Here is a 24,439-nt window from a genome sequence, read left to right on the forward strand (position 1 = left end):
GTGCGCGGGGCCTAAAGCAGGTCGCGCAGTTGCGCGGTGACCTAAAGCAGGTCGCGCAGTTGCGCGGTGGCTTAGAGGAGGTCGCGCAGCTGCGCGACCAGGGGCACATCGGCTTCAGGCATAGGATAGTCGCCAATGCGCGCGGGACGTACCCATTTGAGCACCTGACCTTCCCTGGGTGTCACCGTGCCCTGCCAGATGCGGCAGACAAACAGCGGCATCAGCAGGTGAAAATCATCATAGCTGTGCGATGCAAAGGCCAAAGGGGCCAGGCAGCTCTCGCGGGTGTCGATCCCGAGCTCCTCCTCTAGCTCACGCACCAAAGCCTGCTCGGGGGTTTCCCCAGCATCCAGCTTGCCGCCCGGGAACTCCCATAGCCCGGCCATCGACTTGCCCGGCGGACGCTGCGCAATCAGGACACGGCCATCGGTATCGATCAACGCAACCGCCGCAACGAAAACCAGCGGCTTCGCCGTTGCCGTCGCCCGTTCACCGGCCGCCCAGCAGCCTCCAAGATCCGTTTCGTCTGCCATGTTATTTATCTCTAGCTGCGATAATCGGCGTTGATATCGATGTAGCCGTGACCGAGATCGCAGGTCCAGACCCGCGCCGCGCCCTCGCCGACGCCCACGTCCACTGCAATATCGATGTCCTGGCCCTTCATATGGGCCGCGACAGGGGTTTCATCGTATCCCGGAACAACCCAGCCGTTTTTCGCCACCTCAATCCCGCCGATTTGGATGGAGAGCCGGTCACGGTCCGCGCGCTCGCCGGCCTTGCCGACCGCCATAACGATGCGCCCCCAGTTGGGATCCTCGCCGGCCACCGCCGTCTTCACCAGCGGCGAATTGCCGATTGCAAGGCCAATGCGCCGCGCCGCGCTGGGCGTTTCGGCACCGGACACATCAATGGTCACGAACTTGCTGGCGCCCTCGCCGTCGCGCACCACCTGGATCGCCAGATCCTGCAGCAGATCCTCGAGCGCCTCCCGGAAAGCTGTGAGGGCGGGATCCTCCGCCGACGAGATCGCCTGATTATCTGCCTTACCGGTCGCGAAAAGCAAAAGCGTATCGCTTGTCGAGGTATCCCCATCCACCGTGATCGAATTGAACGTCCGCTCATTCGCTTGTGTCAAAAGGGACTGCAACACGGCCGAGGGCAGCGCGGCATCGGTGGCAATGAAGGAGAGCATGGTCGCCATATCCGGCGCGATCATACCGGAGCCCTTGGCAATGCCATTGATGGTGACCTGGGTTCCATTGATCTCGGTGCTGCGGGTTGCGCCCTTGGGGTAGGTGTCGGTGGTCATGATCGCCGCCGCCGCTTCCGGCCAGGCGTCCGTCCGCAGAAGCTTGGCCAGATCCGCGAGCGCCGAGGTCAGGCGATCGTCTGGCAGGGGCTCTCCAATGACGCCGGTCGAAGCGATAAAGACTTCTTCCGGCGCACAGCCGATAAGGTCCACCACAGCGCCAACGGTCCGCTCCACCGAGCCGGTCCCCGCCGCGCCCGTGAAGGCATTGGCGTTGCCGGAATTCACCACAAGCGCCCGGGCGCTGCCCTGGGATAAGGCCTCGCGGCACCAGAGCACGGGCGCCGAGGCAGTCAACGAACGGGTCAAGACCCCGGCCACCGTGGTGCCGGGATCGAAGACCATCACGCAGACGTCCGTGCGGTCCCGGTACTTCAGGCCGCAGGCCCCGGTCGTAACTTCCAGCCCGGCAAGCGGCGGCATCGCAGGGAATGCCGCCGGTGCGAGAGGAGAGACTTTCAAAGACATCGCACTTCCACTCCTGCGGCTATCGTGCTTGACAACGCGGCAACTTATCCCCGCCCTTCAGAAACCGGAAGGCCGGGACTCTTGAAACCGCGATTTCAGACGATACGAGCCGCCGATGCGGCGAACAACCGCCGAAATTTACTGGCTGGTCCCCTCGCCTGCGGGCGCCTCATCACCTTCCGCAGGCTCTGCAGCTTCAGGCGTTACGATTTCGATGTCGGCGTTTTCGCGGAGTTTCGCGATCATCTCCAGATACACACCGCGAGAGAGCTCGGAGCGCAGGTTCTCCTCCATCTCTTCGAAAGAGGGCTGCTCGGCAAGCCGGCTGTCTTCAACCTTGATGATGTGCCAGCCGAACTGAGTCTGTACCGGCGTTGCGCTGTGCTGACCGACTTCCATGGCAAAGGCGGCTTCGGAAAACTCCGGCACCATCTGCCCTTCGCCGAAATAGCCCAGATCACCGCCCTGCGCGCCGGAGGGACCGGTCGAATGCTCGCCGGCAAGAGCTGCGAAATCAGCGCCCCCATCAAGCTCCGTAATGAGCGCCTTGGCCTGCTCTTCTTCCTCGACCAGGATGTGGCGGGCCCGCACTTCCTTGGACGCCGGGTTCTCCTGCACGAACTTATCATACTCGGCCTGCAGCTTTTCGTCGGTCACCTGCGCCTCGATCTCACGCACGATGTAGGTTTGCGAGATAATGCGGTCTTCCGACTCCTTCACACGCTGGACGACCTCTTCATCCTCTGCCAGGCCGGCAGCACGTCCGGCATCCCCAACCAGCTTGAGATCGATCACCTGTTCGACGAGCTGTGGAAAAATCAGGGCAATCTGCGCCTGCTGCTGCGGCGGCAGGGTCTGGGCCAGTGCCAGAACCTCGGATTGCAGGATATCTTCACCGCCGACCCGGGCTACAACGGGATCTTCAGCCGCGCTGTCCTGTGCCTGAACCGGTGGTGCAAATGCGACCGAGAGGGCACAAAATGCTGGGACCAAAAGATGCTTGATGCGCATGTCAGCGACTCCTTTATCAGGCCAACCTTCGGAACAAAGCCGAAATCCGGACCTTTCTTCTTGAATTGAGCGTTTTTGTTGCACGCGGGCCGTCCGGGCACAAGCCCGCTCGTATAACAGTTGGGTGACTCCCGACGTTTCTCTCTCGCCGAATAAACCGGGAAGAACCCTGGAGGTTTGACAGCGCAATCAGTCAAACCGAGACCCCGCTTTACCCGCAACGACGTCTTAAGTTCCGGATCCGGGGCAGATGAGGGCTCTGTATCCGCGCGCTTCAGTTCTCGGGGAACAGATCCAGGTCCGCGTCGGCGCGCAATTTCTTCAGAACCGCGCCGATACGCTCTCTGGCCAACTCGTCACGCAGCTTGGGTGCCAGTTCCTCGTAGACCGGAAGGCTGGCCTTGCGCTCGGCCTCGACCTTGATCACGTGCCACCCGAATTCGGTCCTCAATGGCCGGCTGCTGTAGCTTCCGACAGTTAAATCAAAAGCGGCGGCCGCGAAGTCAGGAGCCAGGCTGTCCCGGCGCATAAAGCCAAGATCTCCACCGTCGGCCGCCGAGCCGCCAATCGAATAATTCTTCGCCAATTCGGAGAAATCCAGCCCGTCATTTAGAGATTGCACGACGGCCAAGGCTTCTTCGCGGCTCTCAACCACGACATGGCGCAAATGACGTTCCGTCATTCCGGCGTTGGCCCGCAAGACCTCGAAATAGCGGGCGCGGACATCCGCTTCGGCGATATCAGGCGCCACCGTCTGGGCCATATAGGCATCCCTGAGAAGGATATCCTCGTAGGACTTCACCCGGCGCCGCAGATCCTTGTCATCATCCAAATCCTTTTCCCGCGCGGCGTTGGCCAGCAACTTCAGGTCAATCAGGCGGTCCAAGAGGGCAGGAAAAACAGATTCGAGGCGGCTCTGATACTCCTCCGGCAGGTCGCCCGCGGACTCGATCACGTCTTTCCACCGGATTTCCTCGCCGTCTACTTCGGCAACGACGGGATTGCGCCTGATCATCTCCTGCATGGCGCTCCCCAGGGTCAGGACGTCAACATCCGCCGCACCACCCGGCTTACTTACGGCGTTGCCCACATAACCGGCTGGTGGCGCAATAGGCTCAATCACCAGAGGTGACGCGCGGCCTGCGGGCACGGAAGAGCCGGATTTCGGGATAGCACCGGAGCCGGGGATGTCCGATTCTGCCGAATACTCCAGGTTCGGCAGGCTTTCCGCGTTCGACGGAGCCAAATCCGACTCGGCCTGAGCCAGGGAAACAACCCGGACGTTCAAGCCGACCCCGTCCGCAAGCGTTTGAAGCCTAAGAGGCACCGCCAGGGCACATAAGCCCAGAAAAGCGGCCATGGCGGACTGGTGTGGGAGTCTCTGGCGCGAGGGGCTCCGGTCGTATGGTCGCGTCACAATGAGTTCCTTAAATTTCCAGATCCGCGGTGAAGGAAGTTACTGCCGACTGCGTCAAAGGGCGCCTTCGGCTGCTCAGAAGCGCATTCGCGCGCCCCTCAGCCATTGTACCGGAGCCGCCGATTACCCTTCTGCCATCTCATCTTGCATGTCAGACCAGCCTCGACAAGGGCATCGCACCCCCAACTCCAGTCCGGCGCGCGCCCCGTCACTGCGCAGTCAGGAAAATTACACAGAGAACTCAATTGCCTTCACGATTATGGTTAAATCCCGGCAGGTGGGAATCAAAAGGCCACTTGATCCCCTCTTGCTGCGGGCTGCCAGCGTTGACAGGCACCTCGCGGACGCCTATTTGTCACTCCGTGTTCTGCACAGTTCCCGATTAATTTCTGTTCGAGGTCATAAATGTTCGGCGCGCTTGCAAAGCGGCTGTTTGGTTCTGCTAACGACCGTTACGTCAAAGGTATGAGTCAGACTGTCGACGCCATCAACGCTCTCGAACCAGAGCTTGAAGCCCTTAGCGATGAAGATCTACGAGCAAAAACTGTCGAATTCCGCCAAAGGCTGAATGACGGCGCAAAGCTGGACGATCTGATGGTCGAGGCTTTTGCGACCGTTCGCGAGGCGGCGAAGCGAACCCTTGGACAGCGCCATTTCGATGTCCAGATGGTCGGCGCCATGGTTCTGCACCGCGGTCAGATCGCGGAAATGAAGACCGGTGAAGGTAAAACCCTGGTCGCGACTCTGGCGGTTTACCTCAATGCCCTTTCCGGTCAGGGCGTCCACGTCGTGACTGTGAACGACTATCTTGCCCAGCGCGACTCGGAATGGATGGGTCAGGTATACAAGTTCCTGGGTTTGACGGTCAGCTGCATCGTCTCCGGCCTCCCGGACGAGATGCGCCGCGCGGCTTACGGCTGTGACGTCACCTATGGAACCAATAACGAATTCGGCTTTGATTATCTGCGCGACAATATGAAGTTCCAGCTGGAAGACATGGTCCAGCGGGATTTCAACTACGCTATTGTCGACGAAGTGGACTCGATTCTCGTCGACGAAGCACGTACGCCTCTGATTATTTCGGGTCCTGCCGAAGACTCCTCGGAGCTCTACATCAAGATCAATGTTCTGATCCCGAAACTTGAGCCCGAACACTACGAGATGGACGAAAAGGCCCGCGCGGTTACCTTGACAGAGTCCGGCACGGAGCGGATGGAGGAGCTTCTGCAGGAAGTCGACATGCTGGAGGGCGGGTCGCTCTACGACATCGATAACGTCAGCGTGCTGCACCACGTCAATCAGGCCCTGCGCGCCCACAAGCTCTTCCAGCGCGACAAAGACTACATCGTCAAGGAAGACAAAGTCGTCATCATCGATGAATTCACAGGGCGAATGATGGAGGGCCGGCGCTTCTCCGAAGGCCTGCATCAGGCTTTGGAAGCCAAGGAAAACGCGAAGATCCAGCAAGAAAACCAGACTCTCGCGTCCATCACCTTCCAGAATTACTTCCGCCTCTATCCCAAGCTGGCAGGCATGACCGGTACGGCCATGACGGAAGCCGCGGAATTCTCGGACATCTACAATCTGGACGTTATCGAGATTCCCACCAATCTGCCCTTCATCCGTCTGGATCACGACGATGAGGTCTATCGCACCGCGACCGAGAAAGACAATGCGATCATCGAGTTGATCCGCGAATGCACGGCGCGTAAGCAACCGGTTCTGGTCGGCACCGTCTCAATCGAGAAGTCTGAGCATCTGGCCGCGCTGCTGAAGAAAGAGAAGATTGAGCACAAGGTCCTGAACGCCCGCTATCACGAGCAGGAAGCCTTCATCATCGCTCAGGCCGGAGCGCCAGGTGCTGTGACCATCGCCACCAACATGGCCGGCCGTGGTACCGATATTCAACTTGGCGGCAACGTCGATATGCGCGTCAAGCAGGAAGCAGAAGCGATCGAAGACGAGGCTCAACGCGCCGCCAAGATCGCCGAAATCGAAGCCGATGTGAAAGCCAAGGCCGCAGTCGCACGAGAAGCCGGGGGCTTGTTCGTGATCTCGAGCGAACGGCACGAAAGCCGCCGCATCGACAACCAGCTCCGTGGCCGTTCAGGCCGCCAGGCCGATCCGGGCGCTTCCAAGTTCTTCCTCAGCCTGGAAGACGATCTGATGCGCATTTTCGGTTCCGAGCGCATGGATTCCATGCTGAAGAAGCTCGGCCTGCAGGAGGGCGAGGCCATCGTCCACCCCTGGGTTAACAAAGCGCTCGAGAAAGCCCAGCAGAAGGTCGAAGCCCGCAACTTCGAAGTTCGTAAGAACCTCCTGAAGTTCGACGATGTCATGAATGATCAGCGTAAAGTCATTTATGAGCAGCGTAAGGACCTGATGCGGGCGACCGAAGTCCACGAAACCATCGTCGATATGCGCCACGAGGTGATCGAAGACCTTATCACCCGCTGTATCCCGGCCAATGCCTATGCCGAACAGTGGGAAGTCGGCAGCATTCACGAAGAAACCCTGCGCTTGTTCAATCTTGATTTGCCGGTTGCCGACTGGGCCAAGGAAGAAGGCATTGCGGATCAGGAAATCCGCCAGCGCATCACCGAAGCCGCCGACAAGAAAATGGCCGCCAGAACCGCTAACCACGGTGTTGAAATCTGGCACTCCGTGGAGAAGCAGGTCCTGCTGTCCGTACTCGACAAGCAGTGGAAAGACCATCTCCTGTCGTTGGACCACCTGCGTCACGGCATCGCGTTGCGCGCCTACGGTCAGCGTGATCCTCTCAACGAGTACAAAAAAGAAGCCTTTGAACTCTTCGAGGCCATGCTGTCCGAGGTCCGTGACGAGGTCACCATGATGCTCAGCCGTCTTGAACTGCGCGTCGCAGATCCGGAAGCCGTGCAGCTTCAGCGCGCGCCGCAGGAAATGCACGAAACCCGCCAGGACCCGGCCCTCGTCGGCGCCGGTGCGCCAGCCGGAGAAGCCGCGGAAAGTGCTCAACCAACCCAGACCCGTGCAGCCTCGGCTAATCTCAATCCAAACGACCCTACCACCTGGGGCAAAGTGCAACGTAACGCGCCCTGCCCCTGCGGGTCAGGCAAAAAGTACAAGCATTGCCACGGCAAACTCTAAGCATTTGCCGGCAAACAGACTCCGGTACTGAGATCACAGACAGTATCCGGGCCGCACAGCTTCTTGACGGCGCAACACTCACTCACTTTTTGACGGCTACAGTATCACCTGCAGCTCTATACACCCGGTCAGTACTTGCGCTATACAAACCGCTGTGATCTGGCAGCATCCAAGATGCACCATCCCCTTTTTCCGGCGGTTACCTCCAAAAATAATGAAACAGCGCCAACCGATCTGTCGTGTCCGGTTTAAACTCAGAACCATGAGGCCGGCAGGAATCGGTGATTTTGAGCAATAAAGGCTAAAGGCATGAGTAGTCTCGGCAACTGTTTTTTCATGTATAGAACGGGTGCGCCCGTTGCTTCGATTTGTAAGTACATGCTGGGGAAATTTCGGAAAATCCGGCTTTCAAAATTTCGCGACCTGCGGAAAGACTATCGCTCCAGGTATGCCAATGGAAATTTCTCTTCCGATTGGTTTTCAGTAAATATACCTAATTGGCTTTTGACGTTTGAAGACAAGAAGTTTCACGAAAAACAATCGATCAAAGCTCTCGAAGTCGGCTCATTCGAAGGCGCGTCGTCTGTTTTCCTGGTATCTGAATTTAAGAATATGCACCTGACATGCGTCGATACCTGGCAAGGCGGTGAAGAGAATATAGGCCACGACGGCCTTGAACTGATCGAACAGAAATTCGACGAGAACCTGAGCGAATACGCTTCTCGGATCGAGAAGTTTAAAGGCACTTCTTTCGCATTTTTCGAGAGCATCGACGGCAAACCGCAGTACGACTTCATCTACATTGATGGATCCCATCACGTTGACGATGTCGTGGTCGATGCCGTGAGGGCCTTCAAACTGCTCAAAGTCGGCGGCATCATGATATTCGATGACTACCTTTGGCATTTTTATTCACACGCATCCGATAACCCCTGCGCAGCCATCAACGCTTTCATGAGGCTAAAACGCAATGATCTGGACATCATCTACATCGGCAGGCAGGTTCATATCCAAAAGGTCCGAGACAGAAATTCCGACGCGTTGGATGCGGGCAGTTAACTCGCGCTTGACGGTTGGATCGTCGGTGAGAAGCCCCGTCAAACCGCCGGTTAGGGCGGCTCCATGGCGCCGGTCATGATGGCAACCGCGTCTGACATGGAACAGTCTTGCGGCCGGATGACAGCGATCCGCCGGCCCAGCCGGTGGACGTGAATGCGGTCCGCGATCTCGAAGACATGGGGCATGTTGTGCGAGATCAGGACGATGGGCAGGCCCCTGGCCTTGACGTCCAGGATCAGATCCAGGACCCGGCGGCTTTCCTTAACGCCGAGCGCGGCGGTCGGCTCATCCATAATGACCACCTTCGACCCGAAGGCGGTGGCCCGCGCGACGGCGACGCCCTGGCGTTGTCCGCCCGAGAGGGTTTCCACCGCCTGATCGATATTCTGAATGGTCGTGAGGCCCAGTTCACTGAGTTTCTCGCGGGCGATGCGCCGCATCTCTGACCGGTCAAGCTTGCGGAACAAAGACCCCGCCAGACCGCCGGCGCGGATTTCCCGCCCCAGAAAAAGATTGTCCGCAATGGAAAGCGCAGGCGAAAGGGCAAGGTTCTGATAAACCGTCTCGATGCCCGCCGCGCGAGCCTCCATCGGAGACCGGAACCGGATCGGCTGCCCATCAAGCCGGACCTCGCCCTGATCCGGGACCACAGCACCGCTCAGGCTTTTGATCAGGGTCGACTTACCCGCCCCGTTGTCGCCGATGACAGCGAGCACCTCGCCCGGATAGAGCTCGAATTCCGCATGATCAAGGGCGACCACGCGCCCGTAGCGCTTCACCAGTCCGCGCGCCTGCAGCACAGGTTGGGGCGCGCCAGGTTTTGGTTCGCGACCCGTCATGTCGAAACTTTCCGGATCCACTGGTCCAGGGCCACGGCGACGATGATGAGAAGTCCGACCGTAAATTCCTGCCACAGCACCTCGACGCCGGCGAGCTTGAGGCCCGAGCGGAAGACACCGACCGTCAGCGCCCCAATGAGCGTACCCAGGATCGAGCCGCGCCCGCCGAAGAGCGAGCAGCCGCCGATCACAACCGCTGTGATGGCATCAAGATTTCCCTCATAAAAGCTTTGCGGGCTGACCGATCCCAGACGCCCGATCGCGATCCATCCCCCCAGCGCACAGATTGCGCCGGCCACGGCGTAAACCGAAATCAGCGTTCGGTCTGTCCGGATTCCAGACAATTCGGCGGCGTCCTTATCATCGCCCACCGCGTAGATGTGCCTGCCCCAGGCGGTCCAGTTCAGGATGTACCAGAAGAGCGCGAAGAGGCCGATCATGAGGAAAGACCCGTAGGTGAATTGTGCGCCAAAGATCCCAACACGCTCGCCGAAAAACTTGAGCAGGGGCGCCAGGCGGTCGATGTCGGAACTGCGCAGGGTTTGCGCATCGGAATACCAGAGGTTCAGCGCAAAGAAGATCGACCAGGTACCGAGCGTCACAATAAACGGCGGTAGGCGCAAACGGGTGATGAGGAAACCATTCACCAGCCCGCAAAGCGTGCCCACGGCAAATCCCGCCATCAGGGCGAAGCCGACCGGCAGGCCGTAAACCACCCCCAAGCGCCCCATGACCACCGAACTCAGCACCATGATCGCTGCGACCGAAAGATCGATGCCGGCCGTGATGATGATCAGGGTCTGCGCAACACCCAGGATCCCGATCACGGTCACCTGCTGTATGATCAGGGAGAAATTGAAGGGAGTGAAAAAACGCTCCCCCGCGACGAGACCAAAGGCAAGCAGACTCAGCAGCAGCACGATTAAAGGCGCGGCCGTCGGGTTCGCATGGAGAAAGTAGTGCAGCCTGGCAAGCGGCCCATGGGCCTCGTCCTGGAAAGATGCGACCTCTGCCCTGTCGCGCGCCAGGCTGGGCGTTTCCCTATCCGACATGGAGACTGTCCCCCTCTCTCCTGGCTATTGCTGCGGCCGAAGTCCGCCAGTCGGTGCAGCCGAACCCCGGCCAAGCAAACTCCGGCGCAACACTGCGGCTGTCATGCCGTTAAGATCAGCCCCAGCACTGGGTCAGCCCTTCCTTGGAGGAGACTGATGGCACGCCCTCGACAGGCTGGTCGGTGATGAGAGTCACGCCGGTGTCGAGAAAATCGAGACCCGGTGTGTTCTTGGGTTTTGCGCCCGTGGCAGCGAAGTCGGCGATAGCCTCGACTCCGAGCGCCGCCATCTTGAGCGGGAACTGCATAGAGGTGGCCCCGATGATACCGTCGGCGACGTTCTGCACACCCGGGCAACCACCGTCGACGGAAACCACCAGAACATCCTGCTCTTTCCCGAAGGCCTTCAGCGCTTCATAAGCACCCGCCGCCGCCGGTTCGTTGATGGTGTGGATGAGATTGATCCCGGGATCTTTCTGTAGAAGGTTCTCCATGGCAGTGCGTCCGCCCTCCTCGGAGCCGCGGGTCGAATCGCCGCCGACGAGACGCGGATCGTCCTCGTCATACATCTTCTTCACGTCCTTGACGTCGATGCCAAAGCCGGTGAGAAATCCCTGATTGCGCAGCACGTCCACCGTAATCTGGGCTTCCGAAAGGTCCAGCGTCGCGATCTTGGCGTTGGCGGCATCAGCCCCCATCTTGGCCGCCGCCCACTGGCCGATCAACTCCCCCGCCTTGAAATTGTCGGTCGCAAAGGTGGCGTCCGCCGCATCGATCGGATCAAAGGGTGTATCCAGTGCGATCACCAGCACGCCCGCCTCACGGGCACGCCGGACCGTATCGGTCAAAGCCGCAGGATCGGAGGGCGTAATCAGAATCCCTTTGGCGCCGGCCGCAACCAGACTCTCGATCGCAGAGATCTGGGCTTCGTTGTCGCCATCGTATTTGCCGGCAAAGCTGCGCAGTTCCATCCCCAACTCCGCGGCCTTGGCTTCGGCGCCTTCCTTCATCTTGACGAAAAAGGGATTGGTATTGGTCTTGGTAATAAGGCCGACGATCTCACCCTCGGCATAAGCCGGGAATGAGGACCCCGCAAAGACTGCGGCGGCTATCAGCACGGCGCCTGTTGTCCTGCCGACAGTGAACTTAAGCTCTCTCAACATGTCTCTTCCTCCCGTATGTCGCGGGCGGACGGTGCTGTCCGCGATGCTTGTTCGTTCTTGTTCTGCTGAGTGCAATTCCAAGGCCGAGGCCTGCAACAGCCGTTGGTTGAGCACTCTTGCCATAGACTACCGGATGCGGCGGGAATGTCTATTCTCCAGAAGTATGCCCAGAACCATGCAGAGGGCTTTGGCCTGAGCACAATTAGTTGTACGATCAGGCAGGGATACGCGCGAGGGGGGGGACGAATCGGTGGCGAAGAACATTGTCATCTGCTGCGATGGCACCGGAAACCAGATCGAGACAAATCTCTCGAACGTCTTGAAGCTTTTCCGTGTGGTCAGCAAGAACCAGAAACAAAGCGTCTTCTATGACCCGGGGGTCGGCACCCTCGCCGTGCGGGATGCCTGGGCCGAGTTGCGGCAGGACACCAAGACCGTTCTGGGGCTGGCGACCGGCTATGGACTGGACGACAACGTCCTGGGCGCCTACCGCTTCCTGATCGACAATTACAAAACAGACGACAGCCTCTACCTTTTCGGTTTCAGCCGTGGTGCCTACACCGCGCGGGTCCTCGCCGGGCTGCTGCACACCATCGGCCTGCTGAGGCCGGAGCAGGCGAACCTCTGCGACTATGCCCTCGGTGCTTATAAGCAGGCAGGCGAGAACCACGATCTAAAAATTGCCTGGCACTTTCAACGCGTTGCTTCCGCGCGGCAAATCCGAATCAAGTTTCTCGGCGTTTGGGATACGGTCAGCTCGGTCCTGGTCCCGCGCCGGGACCGCTTCTTCATTCCCAGCCTGCAGAAACTGCCCTACACCCGGCGCAACCCCAGCGTCGAGATCTTCCGTCATGCCATGGCGATCGACGAGCGGCGACGTATGTTCCGTCTCAATCATTGGGAGCAGCCGCAAAAATTCGTCGCCAATCCCTTCGACAAAAGCGAGGAGGAGGTCGAACAAGACATCAAACAGGTTTGGTTTGCCGGCGTGCACTCGGACGTGGGCGGAGGTTATCCGGAGGAAGAAAGCGCACTCTCGAAGTATCCCCTGCAGTGGCTGCTGGACGAGGCCTCAGAACAAGGGCTGTCGGTGAACACCTCCATGATGAACCATCTGATCAAGGGCCATAAACGCAAAGGCAGCCAGCACAGCTATATCCCGCCGGATCCGGGCGGCACGCTGCATAACTCCATGCGCGGATTCTGGAAGCTGCTGGAGTGGATTCCCAAAAGCGACAAGCTGAAGGAGTGGCCGAAACGCAAATCCTGGATAGGCTGGTATCTGCCGAAGTCGGAGCCGCGGTTTATCGCTGAAGGCGCCCGGATACACTGGTCCGCGATCGAACGCGAGAGACGCGTCGGTGCTTACAAACCGCCAAACCTCCCGGAGAAATATGAGATCGAGGGCGAAGCGCCAAAGGCGGAAAATGAGGATTAATGCCCGCTAAACTGCCGTTCCTGACGCAGGCGTGATGCCAAAGCCCTGTCAATTCGGTGATAACCGACCTAAGTAATGTGTCGAGTAAACATAGCTTCGACCGTAGTCCAGAAGGAGGAACGAGATGACGGCAACAGCAACGCTCGCCGGTGGATGCTTCTGGGGCATGCAGGATCTGATCCGCAAACTGCCGGGCGTCGTCTCGACCCGCGTCGGTTACAGCGGCGGCACGACCTCGTCCCCGACTTACCCTGATATCCGCACCGGCATGACCGGGCATGCGGAGAGCATTGAGATCACCTTCGATCCCGAGCGCATCGGTTACCGCAACATTCTGGAGCTCTTCTTCCAGATCCATGACCCGACGACCGCAAACCGCCAGGGCAATGATATCGGCAGCCAGTACCGTTCGATCATCTTCTATGCGGACGCCGAGCAGGAGCGCGTCGCGCGCGAGACCATTGCCGATGTCGAGGCCTCCGGTCTCTGGCCCGGGAAAGTGGTGACCGAAGTGGTTCCGGCCAGCGACTTCTGGGAAGCCGAAGATGCGCACCAGGACTATCTGCAAAAGCACCCGGGCGGCTACACCTGCCATTTCCCGCGGCCGAACTGGCGTTTACCGCGCAGGGATGCCGCCGAATAGCGCAGACCGGTCAATCGTCAAAGCGGCCGTCAGAAGCGGCCGTCGTAAGCACGCGCACCGATCTCGGCGGCGATCAGGGTGAAGCCCTCTTCCGCCGCCAGTCCGGCCTCGACCGCGGCGGCCATATCGGCCCGGGTGTCGACTGAAAATCCTTTTCCGCCAAGGGCTTGAGCCAAGGCCGGGAAATCGGTGCCGCCGAAATCGACCGCCAGATTGCGCAGGCCCTGGGCCCGTTGTTTCAACTCGATCAGGCCCAGCGAGCGGTCGATGAAGACCACGATCACCAGCGGCAGCTTCAGATCCCGCAGGGTCGCGAGCTCGCCCAGGATCATCTCCAGACCGGCGTCACCGGTAAAAGCGACCACCGGTCGGTCCGGCGCGGCGAGCTTGAAACCCATGGCGACCGGCAGGGCGCAGCCCATGGTGCAGAGGCCGCTGGACTGAAGCAAACCGCGGGCTTGCGGGCAGTCCCAGAGCTGGCTGAGCAGAATACGATGAGCCCCGCTGTCGGCGGTGGCGACGCCGTTCTCCGGCAGCAGGCGGCGCATTTCCTCCATCGCCGCGCCGGGCCCCCAGTCCTCATTCGTGCGGAAGGCCGCGCGCAGGGCTTCGCGCACCGCCGCCGCCTCGCCCCCGAGCCAACGGACGGTGTCAAACTTCCCGGAATTGTTCCCAATCTCCCCCAATCCCAATTCGATATGACATACAAATGTCACAGTCACTTCGTGCATGCCGTGATGATTGGGCGCGGCGGTCAATTCGATCACCGGAGTCTTTTCCGGGTCCCAGGGACGGCACCAGTTCTGGCGCATCTCGATCGGATCGTACCCCGCGAGCAGAATCAGATCGGCCTGTTCCAGCAGCGGCAGCAGATGCCGGTCGGCGAGCGGCGAGAGTCCGGCGGCGCCGAGCGCGAGCGGATCGTCTTCCGGCAAAATCCCCTTGGCCTTGTAGGTCGTGATCACCGGAATCCGATGCCGGCGGGCAAAGTCGGCGACGCCCTCTTCGCAGCCCTGGGCCAGAACCTCCAGACCGGCCAGCAGGATCGGGCGCTCGGCGGCGGCAAAGAGCGCGCGGGCCTTCTCGAGATCGGGTCCCGGCGCAGGCACGACGGGCGCGTAGGTCACCGGAACGGCTTTGCGCGGGTTGACTTGTTCGGCGCCGGCGACCGACATGGGCACGTCGATGTGCACGGGACCGGGCCGTCCTTCCATCGCAATAGTCAGGGCCTTGGCAACGATGGTCTCGACCGCGCCGTCGACCAGGGTGAAGCTGGCCTTGGTGATCGGCGCCAACAATGCGCGGTGATCGAAGACCTGGTGGGTGTAGCCGGCGGCGGTGGCTTCATCGACGCAGCCGGTCAGGAAGATCAGCGGCACCCGGTCCTGTTCGGCGTTGGCGATCACGTTGACCGCGTTGGCCACGCCGGGTCCCAGGGTCGCGATCAGAACGCCGGGCGCGCCGGTCGCGTGATAGGTGCCTTCGGCCATGAAGCCGGCGGAGTTCTCGTGCTTGGTCAGGGTAAAGTCGAGACCGGCATCGGCCAGCGCGTGCATGACGGTCAGGACCTCACCGCCGGGTATCCCGAAGGCATGGCGGCAGCCTGCGTCGTAAAGTGCCTGAGCAAGAATCTCCGCGGCCGTGGTCATGGCGAAACTCCAAAAAGACAAAAGAGGCGGTGAAGCTACTTCGGCAGGTTCAGATAGCCGTCGCGGCTTTGCGGCAGCTTACGTTCCAGAATGTTGGAGGCGATGACCGTGCGCAGGATCTGGGCGGTGCCGCCGCCGATGGTGAACATGCGCGCGTCGCGGAGCATGCGCTCCATGGGATTGTTGCGCGAATAGCCCGCCGCGCCAAAGAGCTGCAGGGCATCGCTGGTGACCTTTATGGCCATCTCGGAGGCGAAGACCTTGGCCTGCGCGGCCTCCAAAACATCCGGGAAGCCTTCACTGGCGGCGGCCTTGTGCAGAAGCGCGCGGGCGGCGTCGATCTGGATCGACATATCCGCCAGCATCCACTGCAAACCCTGAAATTCGCAGATCGGACGGCCGAACTGCTCGCGGGCTTTGCTGTAGCCCAGCGCCTGCTCGTAAGCACCCGCCGCCAGTCCGAGGGCGACCGTGCCCGCCCCGACCCGCTGGGCATTGTAGGCGGTCATGAGTGCACCGAAGCCCCGGCGCAAGCCCTGCGGCGGCATCAGGAGCATATCTTTATGCACTGCCAGATCCTTGAACAGCACCTCGGTCTCGGGAATACCGCGCAACCCCATGGTGGGTTCCCGGCGGCCGATGATGAGGCCGGTTTCCGGCTGATCCGGTTCCAGGTCGGGCGCGCCCTGACGCACGACGATAAAGCCACCGATCCCCTGCTCGGCCCCGCCGTCGAAAACGCGGGCAAAAACCAGATGCAGCCGCGAGACACCGCCGCCGGTAATCCAGTGCTTGCCGCCATTGATGATGTAATAGTCACCCTTGCGGTCCGCGCGCGTGGTCATCTCGGTGGCCGCGCTGCCCGCCGCCGGCTCGGTGATGCAGATGGCGGGCTTGTCGCCGCTGAGCACGATCTCGGCGGCCAGTGTTTTTTGAGCCTCGCTGCCATAGGCCATGATGGCCCCGATGGCCCCCATGTTGGCCTCGACCGCGATGCGCCCGGTGACGCCGCAGACCTTGGCCATCTCCTCGATCACCAGCGCGGCGTCCAGGTAACTCAAACCGGGTCCGCCGTGGGTCTTCGGGATGGTCATGCCGAAAAACCCCGCTTCGTTCAGCGCGCGGACGTTGTCCCAGGGGTAGCTCTCCTCACGGTCAATGGCTGCGGCGCGGGGCGCGATGACATCCTGCGCCAACGCGCGCGCCCTGGCCCGCAGTTCCACTTGATCCCCGGACAAGATTTCCGGCATGGCAGCCTCCTTCAAGAATTCCTCCGGCATCAGTCCGCGCCGGTTCACGACTGTGGCAGTCTAGCGGCTGAGGTCTCGACTTGGCGAGGCCGCTTGATAGAATTTCACGATCAGCTTTGCTTCCCCACCGCATCGAAGACGGAGTTGATGTGATTGGAGACGGTCTCGCGCGCCGCCGCCGCATCGCCGGCCTGAATGAAGCGCAGCAGCTTTCGATGCTCCTCCAGAGCCAGTCCGATCCGGTTCTCGATGCCGCTCATCAGCTGCATGCGGGCCCGGTCCGTGTGGGCCTTGGCGGAATGGGCGAGCCGCCAGGCGGTGGGGATAGCGGCGAGGCGGGCGAGCTCGGCATGAAAGGCCTCATCGGCCCGGAAGAAGGCCACGGGATCGCCCATGAGGACAGCGCTTTCCTGTAGCGCCAGCAAGGGATTGAGGCTGTCGAGCGAGGGCTGCTTCTGCGCCAGAATCTGCACCACTTCGCACTCCAGCGCGCGGCGGACGATGATGCCCTCGATGACCCGGTTTTCATCCCGGGGCGCGACGATCGATCCGACCTGCGGGCGGCTCTGAATCAGCCCGTCCCCCACCAGACGCAGATAGGCCTCGCGCACCGGTGTGCGGCTGACGCCCAGATAGCCGGCGAGCTCGGGTTCGTTCAGGCGCGCGCCGGACGGCAGCTTGGAGAGGATAATCGCGAGACGCACGGCCTCGTAGACCTGTGGCCCAATGGGCTTGGTGCGGTCCAGCTCCAGGTGATCGAAATCCCGGCTGAAGTCGGGTTGGTCGCTCTGATCTTTGCGGGGCCTCGGCATGGGTTTCTCTCAGACTTGGTCTTGATTGAACGGGACGGGCTTTTTTCGCCTCTCGTCTCAGGAGGGTCCAGTCTTTTTCCGCCGCCCGAAGGGGATGAGCACCAGCGCGACGGACAGAAGCGTCACCCCCATCAGCACCGCGCTGATCGGGCGCGTCAGGAAGGGTTCCAGCGAACCATCGGAGAGAATGAGCCCCCGCCGCAGGTTCTTGTCCAGCAAGCTGCCCAGAACCAGACCCAGTACGATCGGCGCCATGGGAAATTTCATCTGCCTGAGCAGGAATCCGGCGATACCGAAACAGACCATCACCAGCACATCGAAGAGCCGATTGGCGATGGCGAAGGAGCCCACGGTGCAGAGCACGAAGATCACCGGCATCAGCCGCTCGCGGGGAATGCGCAGAACCTGAAGCAGGCTGCCGCTCAACAGCAGACCCAGAAACGTGATGGCGAAGGCCGCATAGATCAGGGTCGCCGCCACGTCATAAACGAAGCTTGGGTTTTCGATCATGATCAGCGGCCCCGGGCGGACCCCGTGGATCACCATGGCGGCCAGAAGAACGGCGGCGGGCGCGGAGCCGGGAACCGCGAGGGTCAGCACCGGAATGATCGCGCCGGGCACCGCCGCGGAGTTGCCGGTCTCCGCCGAGATCAGACCTTCCTCCGACCCCTTGCCGTAGCGGTCCTTCTCCCGGCTGAAGCGCTTGGCCAGCGCATAGGAAACCCAGGCGCCGATGTCCTCGCCCACCCCCGGGATCACGCCGATCAGAGTTCCCGCGGCCCCGGAACGCGGGATGGTCAGCCAGTGTTTTCTGAGCTTGGAGAAGGACGGCAGCAGGCGGCCCGAAGCCTTGGCCACGACCGGTCCCTCGCGTCCGGCAATGGAGGTCAGGATCTCGGCGAAACCGAAGGCCCCGACCATGGCCGGGATCAGATTGATCCCGCCGGTCAGGTCCGTGATCCCATAGGAAAAACGCGCGTAGGCGAAGACGCTTTCCTGCCCGATCATGGCAATGATCAGGCCCAGCAGACCCGCAATCCAGCCCTTGAGCGGATCCTCCATCGCTGTGAGGCGGCCTGAGATGACGATGCCGAACACCGCCAGCCAGAAGAATTCGAAAGCGCCGAACCTGAGGGCGTAGTCGGCGAGCAAAGGCGCGCCCAAGGCCAGGAGCGCCACGCCGACCAGGGTGCCGAAACAGGAGCCGATGGTCGCGAGCCCCAAGGCTTCGCGGGCGCGGCCCGATTGCGCCAGCGGGAAACCATCGAGGGTTGTGGCGGCGCTTGCGGGCGTGCCGGGCATGTTCAAAAGGATCGCGCTGCGGCTGCCGCCGAAGATCGCGCCCACATACATGCAGAGCAGCGAAACGATGGCCGTGTGACTGTCCATGTGGAAGGTCAGGGTCGTCAGCAGCGCGAGACCCATGGTCGCGGTCAGGCCCGGCAGCATGCCGATCAGGATCCCCAGCAGCGTCGCCCAGAGCATGGTGAAAAGCTGCAGGGGTGCGGCGGCATTCACCAGCGCATTTCCAATGAGATCGAGCGGCCCCATCTGTGCGGCTTACGGGAGTTGAACCAGGAAGAGATCCTGGAACAGAAAAGAGATAGCGACGCTCACGGCCGCCGCCAGGAGGGCGGCAATGGCGGCGCGCCTGGGCAGCTTGGCGCGGTCTTTGTCGATCAGGTGTTCGAAGCTGAGCGTAAAGCTGAAAACGAAGATGGCAGTCGCCGCGATGAAGGGAACGCGGCCCAAAAGGCCCAGGGCGTAGATCAGCGTCAGCACCACCGCCAGCAGAACCCGTTTCCGGGACTCCGGCATCCGCAGATCCGGAAGAGACTCTTCATGCGCCGTTCTGGACCGGCGGAACGCCAGCAGGAGACCCGAGACCGCCAGCGCAAACCCCAGGAGTGCAGGAGTAAGACCGGGGGCCTCATAGACCGAGGCCCCCTGCTCCTGAAAGTCCGGCATCGCCAGGGAGCCGCCGAGGACGGCGACCCCCAGCAGAAAGAAAAAGATGCCGGTGACTCTATCGGCCCGTTGATTCGCCATGGCCTAACGGTCTCTTCAGATCGCGCGTCAGGGGCGCGGAATGCCGAGTTCGTCGGGGCTCTTCACCGACTTGCCGCCGTCATGCAGCAACCAGGCGTTGGATTGGATGGAGGCCCAGACCCGGTCCTGCGCGTCGTCGCCGGCGTGGACCGTCATGACGGAGCCTTTGTTGGTGGTGTACTCCATCAGTGCGTCGGACTTGGCGATGTCCTTCATCCAGACCGACTCCAGCTTGGCGACCACTTCGTCGGGCACGCCCTTGGGCACGAAGATCCCGAAGTAGATCGGCGTGGGTTTGAAGTCCGGCAGGACGTCGGTGATGGCGGGAATGGTGCCGAGACCGGGAACCTCAATAGGTGCATCGGCCAGGACCGCCAGAGGACGCAGCCGCCCGGCTTTCAGCATCTCGATCTGTTCGGTGATGAGCTGGCTGGTGGCCTGGGTCTCGCCGGAGACGGTGGAAAGCACCGCCTTCGCACCGCCGTCGTAGGTGACGTGCTTGTAGCCGCCGCCCGAGGCCGTTATGAGCGCTTCCATCGCCGAATGACCGGCTGAGTTCACACCCGACGTACCGACAGCGGTGCCGTTGCCCGCCTTCAAAGCAGCGAGGAAGCCCGCCATGTCCTTGATGTCGGAATCCGGATTCACACTGATCACGTTGACCAGCGCCGAATTCAGGAAAAGGTGCCAGTCCTTGATCGAGGTATCGAGTTTTCCGGTGACCGCGTAGGTTCCCAGGTCCTTGGCCGCGCCCGCGGTCCAGGTGTAGCCGTCTTTCTCTGCATCCAGCGCGGCTTTTGAGCCGATGGAACCGGACGCGCCGGGCTGATTGACCACCACGACCTTCTGGCCAAGCGGCCCCTCGAGGGCACCCGCCGCGACCCGGGTGACCTGATCCGTCGCGCCGCCCGCGCCCCAGGGCACGATCAGGGTGATCGGTTTTTCCGGCCAACCCTCGGCCTGCGCGGATGTCGACAGGAGCGCAACGGCGAAAGCGCCGCCAAGAAGCGTTTTGAATTTCATGATGAGACCTCCCTCTCATTTATTTTTCGGCACCTTTGGCACCGTTCTTTTTACAAGAATACTAGTATACGCACAAAAATGAAAGCCACAATACCGGGAGTGCATCTCCTACAGCCTGTGGTAACCGGAGTTTGATAGGGCGAAAGGCGGCGCTTGACAGGAACGCACCGAGTCCGGGCGCGCAAAGCGGTCCAAGAAAAAAAGTGTAATCGGGCCTGAAAACACCACACTCACATAAACAAAACCAAGCAAAAACGGCACTTCACCTAATTGAAATAGCTTCACCTAAAGCACAACCCAAAATAATCTCAAGGCTTTGTATAGAAATTTTGCCGATAGTCCTGGAAGGAGACGAGCCGGATGGCAGCAAGCCCCGGAGTCATGAAAAGGCGGGATCATGAAAAAGCGGCGGCGACCCGGAAGAAACGCCCGGCACGACATCCCACTTGATTGGTCCGCCCGTCATGACTGTATCGCACGGTAATCATGAGAAGAGACTGGCCTGCTCAGAACCATGGAACTGAACATTAGGCCGGAGCGGAGACAGTATGCTCGGCGCGAGCAACAACATCGAGATCAGTCACCGCCGCATCACCGCGGAAGTATTGGCCAGGTTGAGGGTCGTTCAAGGACGCTTTGCGCGCGGCGACAGGAATGCCGGGCGGGTGATCCTGAAGGAATGCGATCTCTCGAACCTGGATTTCTCGTCCTCCTGTTTTGCCGGCGCCCACTTCATCGCCTGTAGCTTCGCGAACGCCAACCTGACCGATGCCGACTTCAGCAGAACAATGCTGTTCGGATCCAACTTCGAGCGCGCCAACCTGACCCGCACAAACTTCGAGAGCGCCAATCTCCAGGCGGCCACCTTCGATGAAGCCACCATGGAAGATACGCGTCTCGATCGGGCCGACATTCGCAAAGGCACGCTGATCCACGGCAGCGAGAAGGAAGGCACGGCGAGCTATCAGGAGATCGAAACCTCGTTCCGTGAGGCCGAGCTGCGCGGCACCAACTTCACAAACGCCTTCCTGCGGAACGCGAACTTCGACGGCGCAAAGCTCGATAACGTCAAGCTGAAGGGAGCCGACCTGAGAGGGTCGAGTTTTCACGGAGCCGAACTGAAAAATGTCGACGCATCCCAGGCGCTGATCCAGGACGCCGACTTCCGCTCTGCCTCCCTGGAGGGAGTCGAACTGGGCGAGAGCCTGTCGCTGCTGGCCGCCGCCCCGGCTGCACCGATGGAGAAAGAAAGTCTGGAGACCATCATCGCCGACCACGAACGTTGGGTGGCATCGGGCGGCAAAGATGGAAAGCGGGCCTCCTTTGCCGAACAAAATCTCTCCGGCCACGACCTGGCCGGACGGAACCTCGCGACGATCTGCTTTAACTACGCAAACCTCAGCGGGGCAAATTTCTCCCGAATGGTCCTGGCGGCCTGCAGTTTCCAGTATGCAAATCTGCGCGGCGCGGATCTGACGGGCAGCGATCTGCGCGGAGCGGATTTCAGCCATGCCGTGATCACCAATGCAAAGCTGGAGAGCTGCATCACTGGAGCGCTGCCGGGCACCGGGTTAAGCACAGTTATTGAGAGAAACGACTGAGATCGGGACCGGTCGGGACTAGCGCGTAGCTTTCGCCAGATCGATGAAGGCCCGCAGCCGGGCCGGCATGTGGCGTTTGCTGAGATAGTTGATGGTATAGCGGTGCTGGGGCGTGGTTTGGCCCTCGAGCAAGGCGACCACGCGACCTGCCGCAATCAAGGGTTCCGCTGCCTTCGTGTAGACGTAGCCCAGGCCGAGACCCGCCTCCGAGAAGCTCAGTAGCGTTGTTACGTCGTTCACCACGAAACGGGGTTTCGGCATCACACCGTAGGCCCCCTCGGGTCCATTGAAGCTCCAGGGAGCCAGGCGAGTCTCATCGCCGAAGGCATAGCAGATACCGTCGTGATCCGTGATATCGGCCGGTGTTTCCGGACGGCCTGCGCGCGCCAGGTATTCAGGCGCGGCGATGATCGACATCTCCAGCGTCGGGCCGATGGGCACCGCGTGGGTGTCTTGCTCCAGCAACGCGGTGGAGCGGATCGCAGCGTCGATGCCGCCACCAACCAGATCGACCTTCCGGTCGTCGTAGATCAGCGCGACGTCCACCCGGGGATAGGCTTTGGCAAAACGCGTGATCATCCGATCCAGGAAAAATGCACCGCAGCTGCGCGGCGCGCTCAGGCGCAGGGTGCCCGAAGGCACTGCGTCGTCTCTGTGGATTTCGCGCAGCGCCTTCTCCAATTCTGTCACCGCGGGCAGGCTCAGCTCGTAGAGCTTTGCCCCAGCCGGGGTCAACGCCACCTGACGCGAGGTCCGCTCGAAAAGGCGCGCACCGAGGTGATCTTCGAAGCGCTTGATCGCCTCGCTGACCGAGCCGGGTCCGATCTGCAGGCGGCCCGCCGCCGCGCGGAAGCCGCCGCTGCGCGCAACCTCCACAAAGACGCTCACGTCATTCAGCTGGTTTCGCTTCATTGTTCTATTTTTCGATCAATTTGTTCAATTTATATCGGGTTTATATAACGATAGAAGAGCGTAGATAGGAAGGGAAGCCAAAACACGAACCAAGTTGACCAGCAAATGAAAGGCCCCTGCCATGAACGACAAAGACGCCATCAACGCCGCATTGAACCAGTGGCTGACCAGCCTGGACAGCGGCAACCTGCAAGGCATGCTCGACACCTGCGATCCGGAGGTCGTGGTCGCCAACGAGAACACGCCCACCACCATCGGCCTCGACGCGATCCGCGACAAGTACGCGCCACGGATTGCCGCCCTGCGCTTCAAGTCCGGTTTCGAGACCGAACATCTGGCGGTTTACGGTGATTTCGCTGTCCTGATCGGGCATTTCGAAGCGCAAACCACCAACAAAAAAACCGGCGAGATCGGTGGCGGGTCCGGGCGCCTCGGGCTCATCTACCGCCGTCATCCCGACGGGTCCTGGAAAATGCTCCTCGATATGGACAACAACGCCTGATCTTGTTTCCGAGAGGAGCCCGCCATGACCGCTAAAACCGCCGAACGTCCCCGGGACATCGCCACCTGCGTCGCCGCCTGCCTGAAAGACGGAGACCTGGAGGGGATTGTGTCGCTCTTCCACCCGGCGTGTCAGATCTTCTTTCCGCCGAACGAAACGCCGAAGTACGGGCAGACCGGCGCACGCGAGGTTTTCGCGGAATTCGTTGCCCTGCGCCCAACCCTGATCTCAAAGGTTACGTCGGAAGTGATCAACGGGAACATCGCGCTCCTGCAGGCCGAATGGCAGCTTCTGGATGCGGAGGGCGGGATGCTCACAGCAGGCCGCTCGACGGAGGTCGCCAGGAAGCTGGAAAACGGCGGCTGGGGATACTTTATCGACTGCCCAACCGGTCTGCCGACAGGGTAGCGAATCTCTTGGGCGTTAAGACCTCGAGCCCGGTTTCATCGAACTTTTCCTAGCGCGACCGCCACAGAAATACCTAGGGTGTGTGGGAACCACCACCCTTGTTAGAGCTTTGTTTGCATTAATAGGTGTATATATGATGTTGACCCGACGCTGAAAAAGTAAACGCCGCTGGTCCCCGGCTGCTGACGATACTGGTGCCTATGCTGACCCTTCCCGAGTATGCCCTGGACAAGCGAGTCTTTGGGCCGGTTCCACCCGAAGAAGCGCAGTTCATCTCGCCATTGGTCAGCGATGCCCTCAGTCATTGGCACAGCCTCAAGGGCGGGCGGCCTTATCCGCTGCGCCGTGACTTCCTGCCCGAGAACGCGACCCGCTTCTGGCGCTACCTGGCGCTCATGGATGTGCTCAACGACGACTATCGCATCCGGTTTTTCGGCAGCAAGCTGGTTGAGACCTACGGCGAGCTGACCGGCCGGAAGATCTCGGAACTCGACCCGGCGATCAGGGACCGCAACCGCCTGATCTTTGACGCCTGCCGGGACAGCCAGCGGCCCGCCTACGCCTACTGGCCCATGAGCGCGGCGCGGGACAAGCCCTTTCTCGATGTGGAAGGGCTGTGCCTGCCGTTTTCAAAGGACGGCACCAGTCTGGATCTGATCGCGGGGCTCAACGTGAGCTCCTCGCGCCGGACATTGCGATAGGCGCG

At 60.9% G+C, this 24,439-nt stretch carries 22 protein-coding genes; 8 read left to right on the top strand and 14 right to left on the bottom strand.

Going from position 1 to position 24,439, the window contains the following annotated elements:
* Window positions 1–71: 71 nt before the first annotated feature.
* From FKG95_RS24775 to FKG95_RS24790, 4 genes are all read right to left on the bottom strand, one after another.
* Window positions 72–533 carry a (deoxy)nucleoside triphosphate pyrophosphohydrolase gene (locus tag FKG95_RS24775; RefSeq protein WP_142899137.1) on the bottom strand — a complete coding sequence of 154 codons (462 nt, stop codon included), beginning with the start codon at window positions 531–533 and terminating at the stop codon, window positions 72–74.
* 11 nt (window positions 534–544) lie between these two features.
* Entirely contained in the window at window positions 545–1,777 is a 1,233-nt protein-coding gene (gene argJ / locus FKG95_RS24780; protein WP_142899138.1) for a bifunctional glutamate N-acetyltransferase/amino-acid acetyltransferase ArgJ, read from the bottom strand.
* 138 nt (window positions 1,778–1,915) lie between these two features.
* Complete coding sequence (locus FKG95_RS24785) at window positions 1,916–2,788, bottom strand: peptidylprolyl isomerase (protein WP_142899139.1); 873 nt, start codon at window positions 2,786–2,788, stop codon at window positions 1,916–1,918.
* 274 nt (window positions 2,789–3,062) lie between these two features.
* Window positions 3,063–4,205 carry a peptidylprolyl isomerase gene (locus tag FKG95_RS24790; protein ID WP_142899140.1) on the bottom strand — a complete coding sequence of 381 codons (1,143 nt, stop codon included), beginning with the start codon at window positions 4,203–4,205 and terminating at the stop codon, window positions 3,063–3,065.
* Between the two features lie 405 nt (window positions 4,206–4,610).
* Between FKG95_RS24790 and secA the strand changes: the two genes are divergently transcribed.
* Together secA and FKG95_RS24800 are read left to right on the top strand one after the other, a co-directional pair.
* Complete coding sequence (secA, locus tag FKG95_RS24795; RefSeq protein ID WP_142899141.1) at window positions 4,611–7,334, top strand: preprotein translocase subunit SecA; 2,724 nt, start codon at window positions 4,611–4,613, stop codon at window positions 7,332–7,334.
* 309 nt (window positions 7,335–7,643) lie between these two features.
* Complete coding sequence (locus FKG95_RS24800; RefSeq protein WP_142899142.1) at window positions 7,644–8,393, top strand: class I SAM-dependent methyltransferase; 750 nt, start codon at window positions 7,644–7,646, stop codon at window positions 8,391–8,393.
* Between the two features lie 50 nt (window positions 8,394–8,443).
* Here the strand turns inward: FKG95_RS24800 and FKG95_RS24805 are convergent, their stop codons facing one another.
* The 3 genes from FKG95_RS24805 to FKG95_RS24815 all read right to left on the bottom strand — a co-directional run bounded on the left by FKG95_RS24805 (window position 8,444) and on the right by FKG95_RS24815 (window position 11,446).
* Complete coding sequence (locus FKG95_RS24805; protein ID WP_142899143.1) at window positions 8,444–9,232, bottom strand: ATP-binding cassette domain-containing protein; 789 nt, start codon at window positions 9,230–9,232, stop codon at window positions 8,444–8,446.
* On the bottom strand, window positions 9,229–10,284 hold the full coding sequence (locus tag FKG95_RS24810; protein ID WP_142899144.1) for an ABC transporter permease: 1,056 nt from the start codon (window positions 10,282–10,284) through the stop codon (window positions 9,229–9,231). Before FKG95_RS24810 ends, FKG95_RS24805 begins: the two co-directional genes overlap by 4 nt.
* A 115-nt stretch (window positions 10,285–10,399) precedes the next feature.
* Window positions 10,400–11,446, bottom strand: a complete 1,047-nt coding sequence (locus tag FKG95_RS24815; protein ID WP_142899145.1) for a sugar ABC transporter substrate-binding protein — start codon at window positions 11,444–11,446, stop codon at window positions 10,400–10,402.
* 250 nt (window positions 11,447–11,696) lie between these two features.
* Between FKG95_RS24815 and FKG95_RS24820 the strand changes: the two genes are divergently transcribed.
* Together FKG95_RS24820 and msrA are read left to right on the top strand one after the other, a co-directional pair.
* Window positions 11,697–12,884 (top strand): DUF2235 domain-containing protein, encoded by a 1,188-nt coding sequence (locus FKG95_RS24820; protein WP_142899146.1) that lies wholly within the window; start codon window positions 11,697–11,699, stop codon window positions 12,882–12,884.
* A 124-nt stretch (window positions 12,885–13,008) separates the two neighbouring features.
* On the top strand, window positions 13,009–13,527 hold the full coding sequence (gene msrA, locus FKG95_RS24825) for a peptide-methionine (S)-S-oxide reductase MsrA (RefSeq protein ID WP_142899147.1): 519 nt from the start codon (window positions 13,009–13,011) through the stop codon (window positions 13,525–13,527).
* A gap of 29 nt (window positions 13,528–13,556) precedes the next feature.
* Here msrA and FKG95_RS24830 read toward each other — a convergent pair whose 3' ends face one another.
* The 6 genes from FKG95_RS24830 to FKG95_RS24855 all read right to left on the bottom strand — a co-directional run bounded on the left by FKG95_RS24830 (window position 13,557) and on the right by FKG95_RS24855 (window position 20,310).
* On the bottom strand, window positions 13,557–15,176 hold the full coding sequence (locus tag FKG95_RS24830) for a thiamine pyrophosphate-binding protein (protein ID WP_142899148.1): 1,620 nt from the start codon (window positions 15,174–15,176) through the stop codon (window positions 13,557–13,559).
* 35 nt (window positions 15,177–15,211) lie between these two features.
* On the bottom strand, window positions 15,212–16,426 hold the full coding sequence (gene acdA / locus FKG95_RS24835) for a 3-sulfinopropanoyl-CoA desulfinase (RefSeq protein ID WP_142899149.1): 1,215 nt from the start codon (window positions 16,424–16,426) through the stop codon (window positions 15,212–15,214).
* A 110-nt stretch (window positions 16,427–16,536) separates the two neighbouring features.
* Window positions 16,537–17,238 (bottom strand): GntR family transcriptional regulator, encoded by a 702-nt coding sequence (locus FKG95_RS24840; protein WP_142899150.1) that lies wholly within the window; start codon window positions 17,236–17,238, stop codon window positions 16,537–16,539.
* Between the two features lie 57 nt (window positions 17,239–17,295).
* Window positions 17,296–18,789 (bottom strand): tripartite tricarboxylate transporter permease, encoded by a 1,494-nt coding sequence (locus FKG95_RS24845; protein WP_142899151.1) that lies wholly within the window; start codon window positions 18,787–18,789, stop codon window positions 17,296–17,298.
* A gap of 9 nt (window positions 18,790–18,798) precedes the next feature.
* Window positions 18,799–19,287, bottom strand: coding sequence for a tripartite tricarboxylate transporter TctB family protein (locus FKG95_RS24850; protein WP_142899152.1), 489 nt, complete (start codon window positions 19,285–19,287; stop codon window positions 18,799–18,801).
* 27 nt (window positions 19,288–19,314) lie between these two features.
* Window positions 19,315–20,310, bottom strand: coding sequence for a Bug family tripartite tricarboxylate transporter substrate binding protein (locus tag FKG95_RS24855; protein ID WP_142899153.1), 996 nt, complete (start codon window positions 20,308–20,310; stop codon window positions 19,315–19,317).
* Between the two features lie 548 nt (window positions 20,311–20,858).
* Between FKG95_RS24855 and FKG95_RS24860 the strand changes: the two genes are divergently transcribed.
* Window positions 20,859–21,911: a pentapeptide repeat-containing protein gene (locus tag FKG95_RS24860; protein ID WP_142899154.1), complete on the top strand. Its 1,053-nt coding sequence runs from the start codon at window positions 20,859–20,861 to the stop codon at window positions 21,909–21,911.
* 18 nt (window positions 21,912–21,929) lie between these two features.
* Here the strand turns inward: FKG95_RS24860 and FKG95_RS24865 are convergent, their stop codons facing one another.
* Window positions 21,930–22,823: a LysR family transcriptional regulator gene (locus FKG95_RS24865; RefSeq protein ID WP_142899155.1), complete on the bottom strand. Its 894-nt coding sequence runs from the start codon at window positions 22,821–22,823 to the stop codon at window positions 21,930–21,932.
* Window positions 22,824–22,944: 121 nt separating this feature from the next.
* Between FKG95_RS24865 and FKG95_RS24870 the strand changes: the two genes are divergently transcribed.
* The 3 genes from FKG95_RS24870 (at window position 22,945) to FKG95_RS24880 (ending at window position 24,434) form a co-directional block, all read left to right on the top strand.
* Window positions 22,945–23,325, top strand: coding sequence for a YybH family protein (locus FKG95_RS24870; RefSeq protein WP_142899156.1), 381 nt, complete (start codon window positions 22,945–22,947; stop codon window positions 23,323–23,325).
* A gap of 24 nt (window positions 23,326–23,349) precedes the next feature.
* On the top strand, window positions 23,350–23,733 hold the full coding sequence (locus FKG95_RS24875) for a YybH family protein (RefSeq protein WP_142899157.1): 384 nt from the start codon (window positions 23,350–23,352) through the stop codon (window positions 23,731–23,733).
* Window positions 23,734–23,933: 200 nt separating this feature from the next.
* Window positions 23,934–24,434 carry a PAS domain-containing protein gene (locus FKG95_RS24880; protein ID WP_142899158.1) on the top strand — a complete coding sequence of 167 codons (501 nt, stop codon included), beginning with the start codon at window positions 23,934–23,936 and terminating at the stop codon, window positions 24,432–24,434.
* Window positions 24,435–24,439: the final 5 nt, after the last annotated feature.

Origin of the sequence: Denitrobaculum tricleocarpae (assembly GCF_007004665.1) — a bacterium.
GTDB classification, from domain to species: domain Bacteria; phylum Pseudomonadota; class Alphaproteobacteria; order Kiloniellales; family Kiloniellaceae; genus Denitrobaculum; species Denitrobaculum tricleocarpae.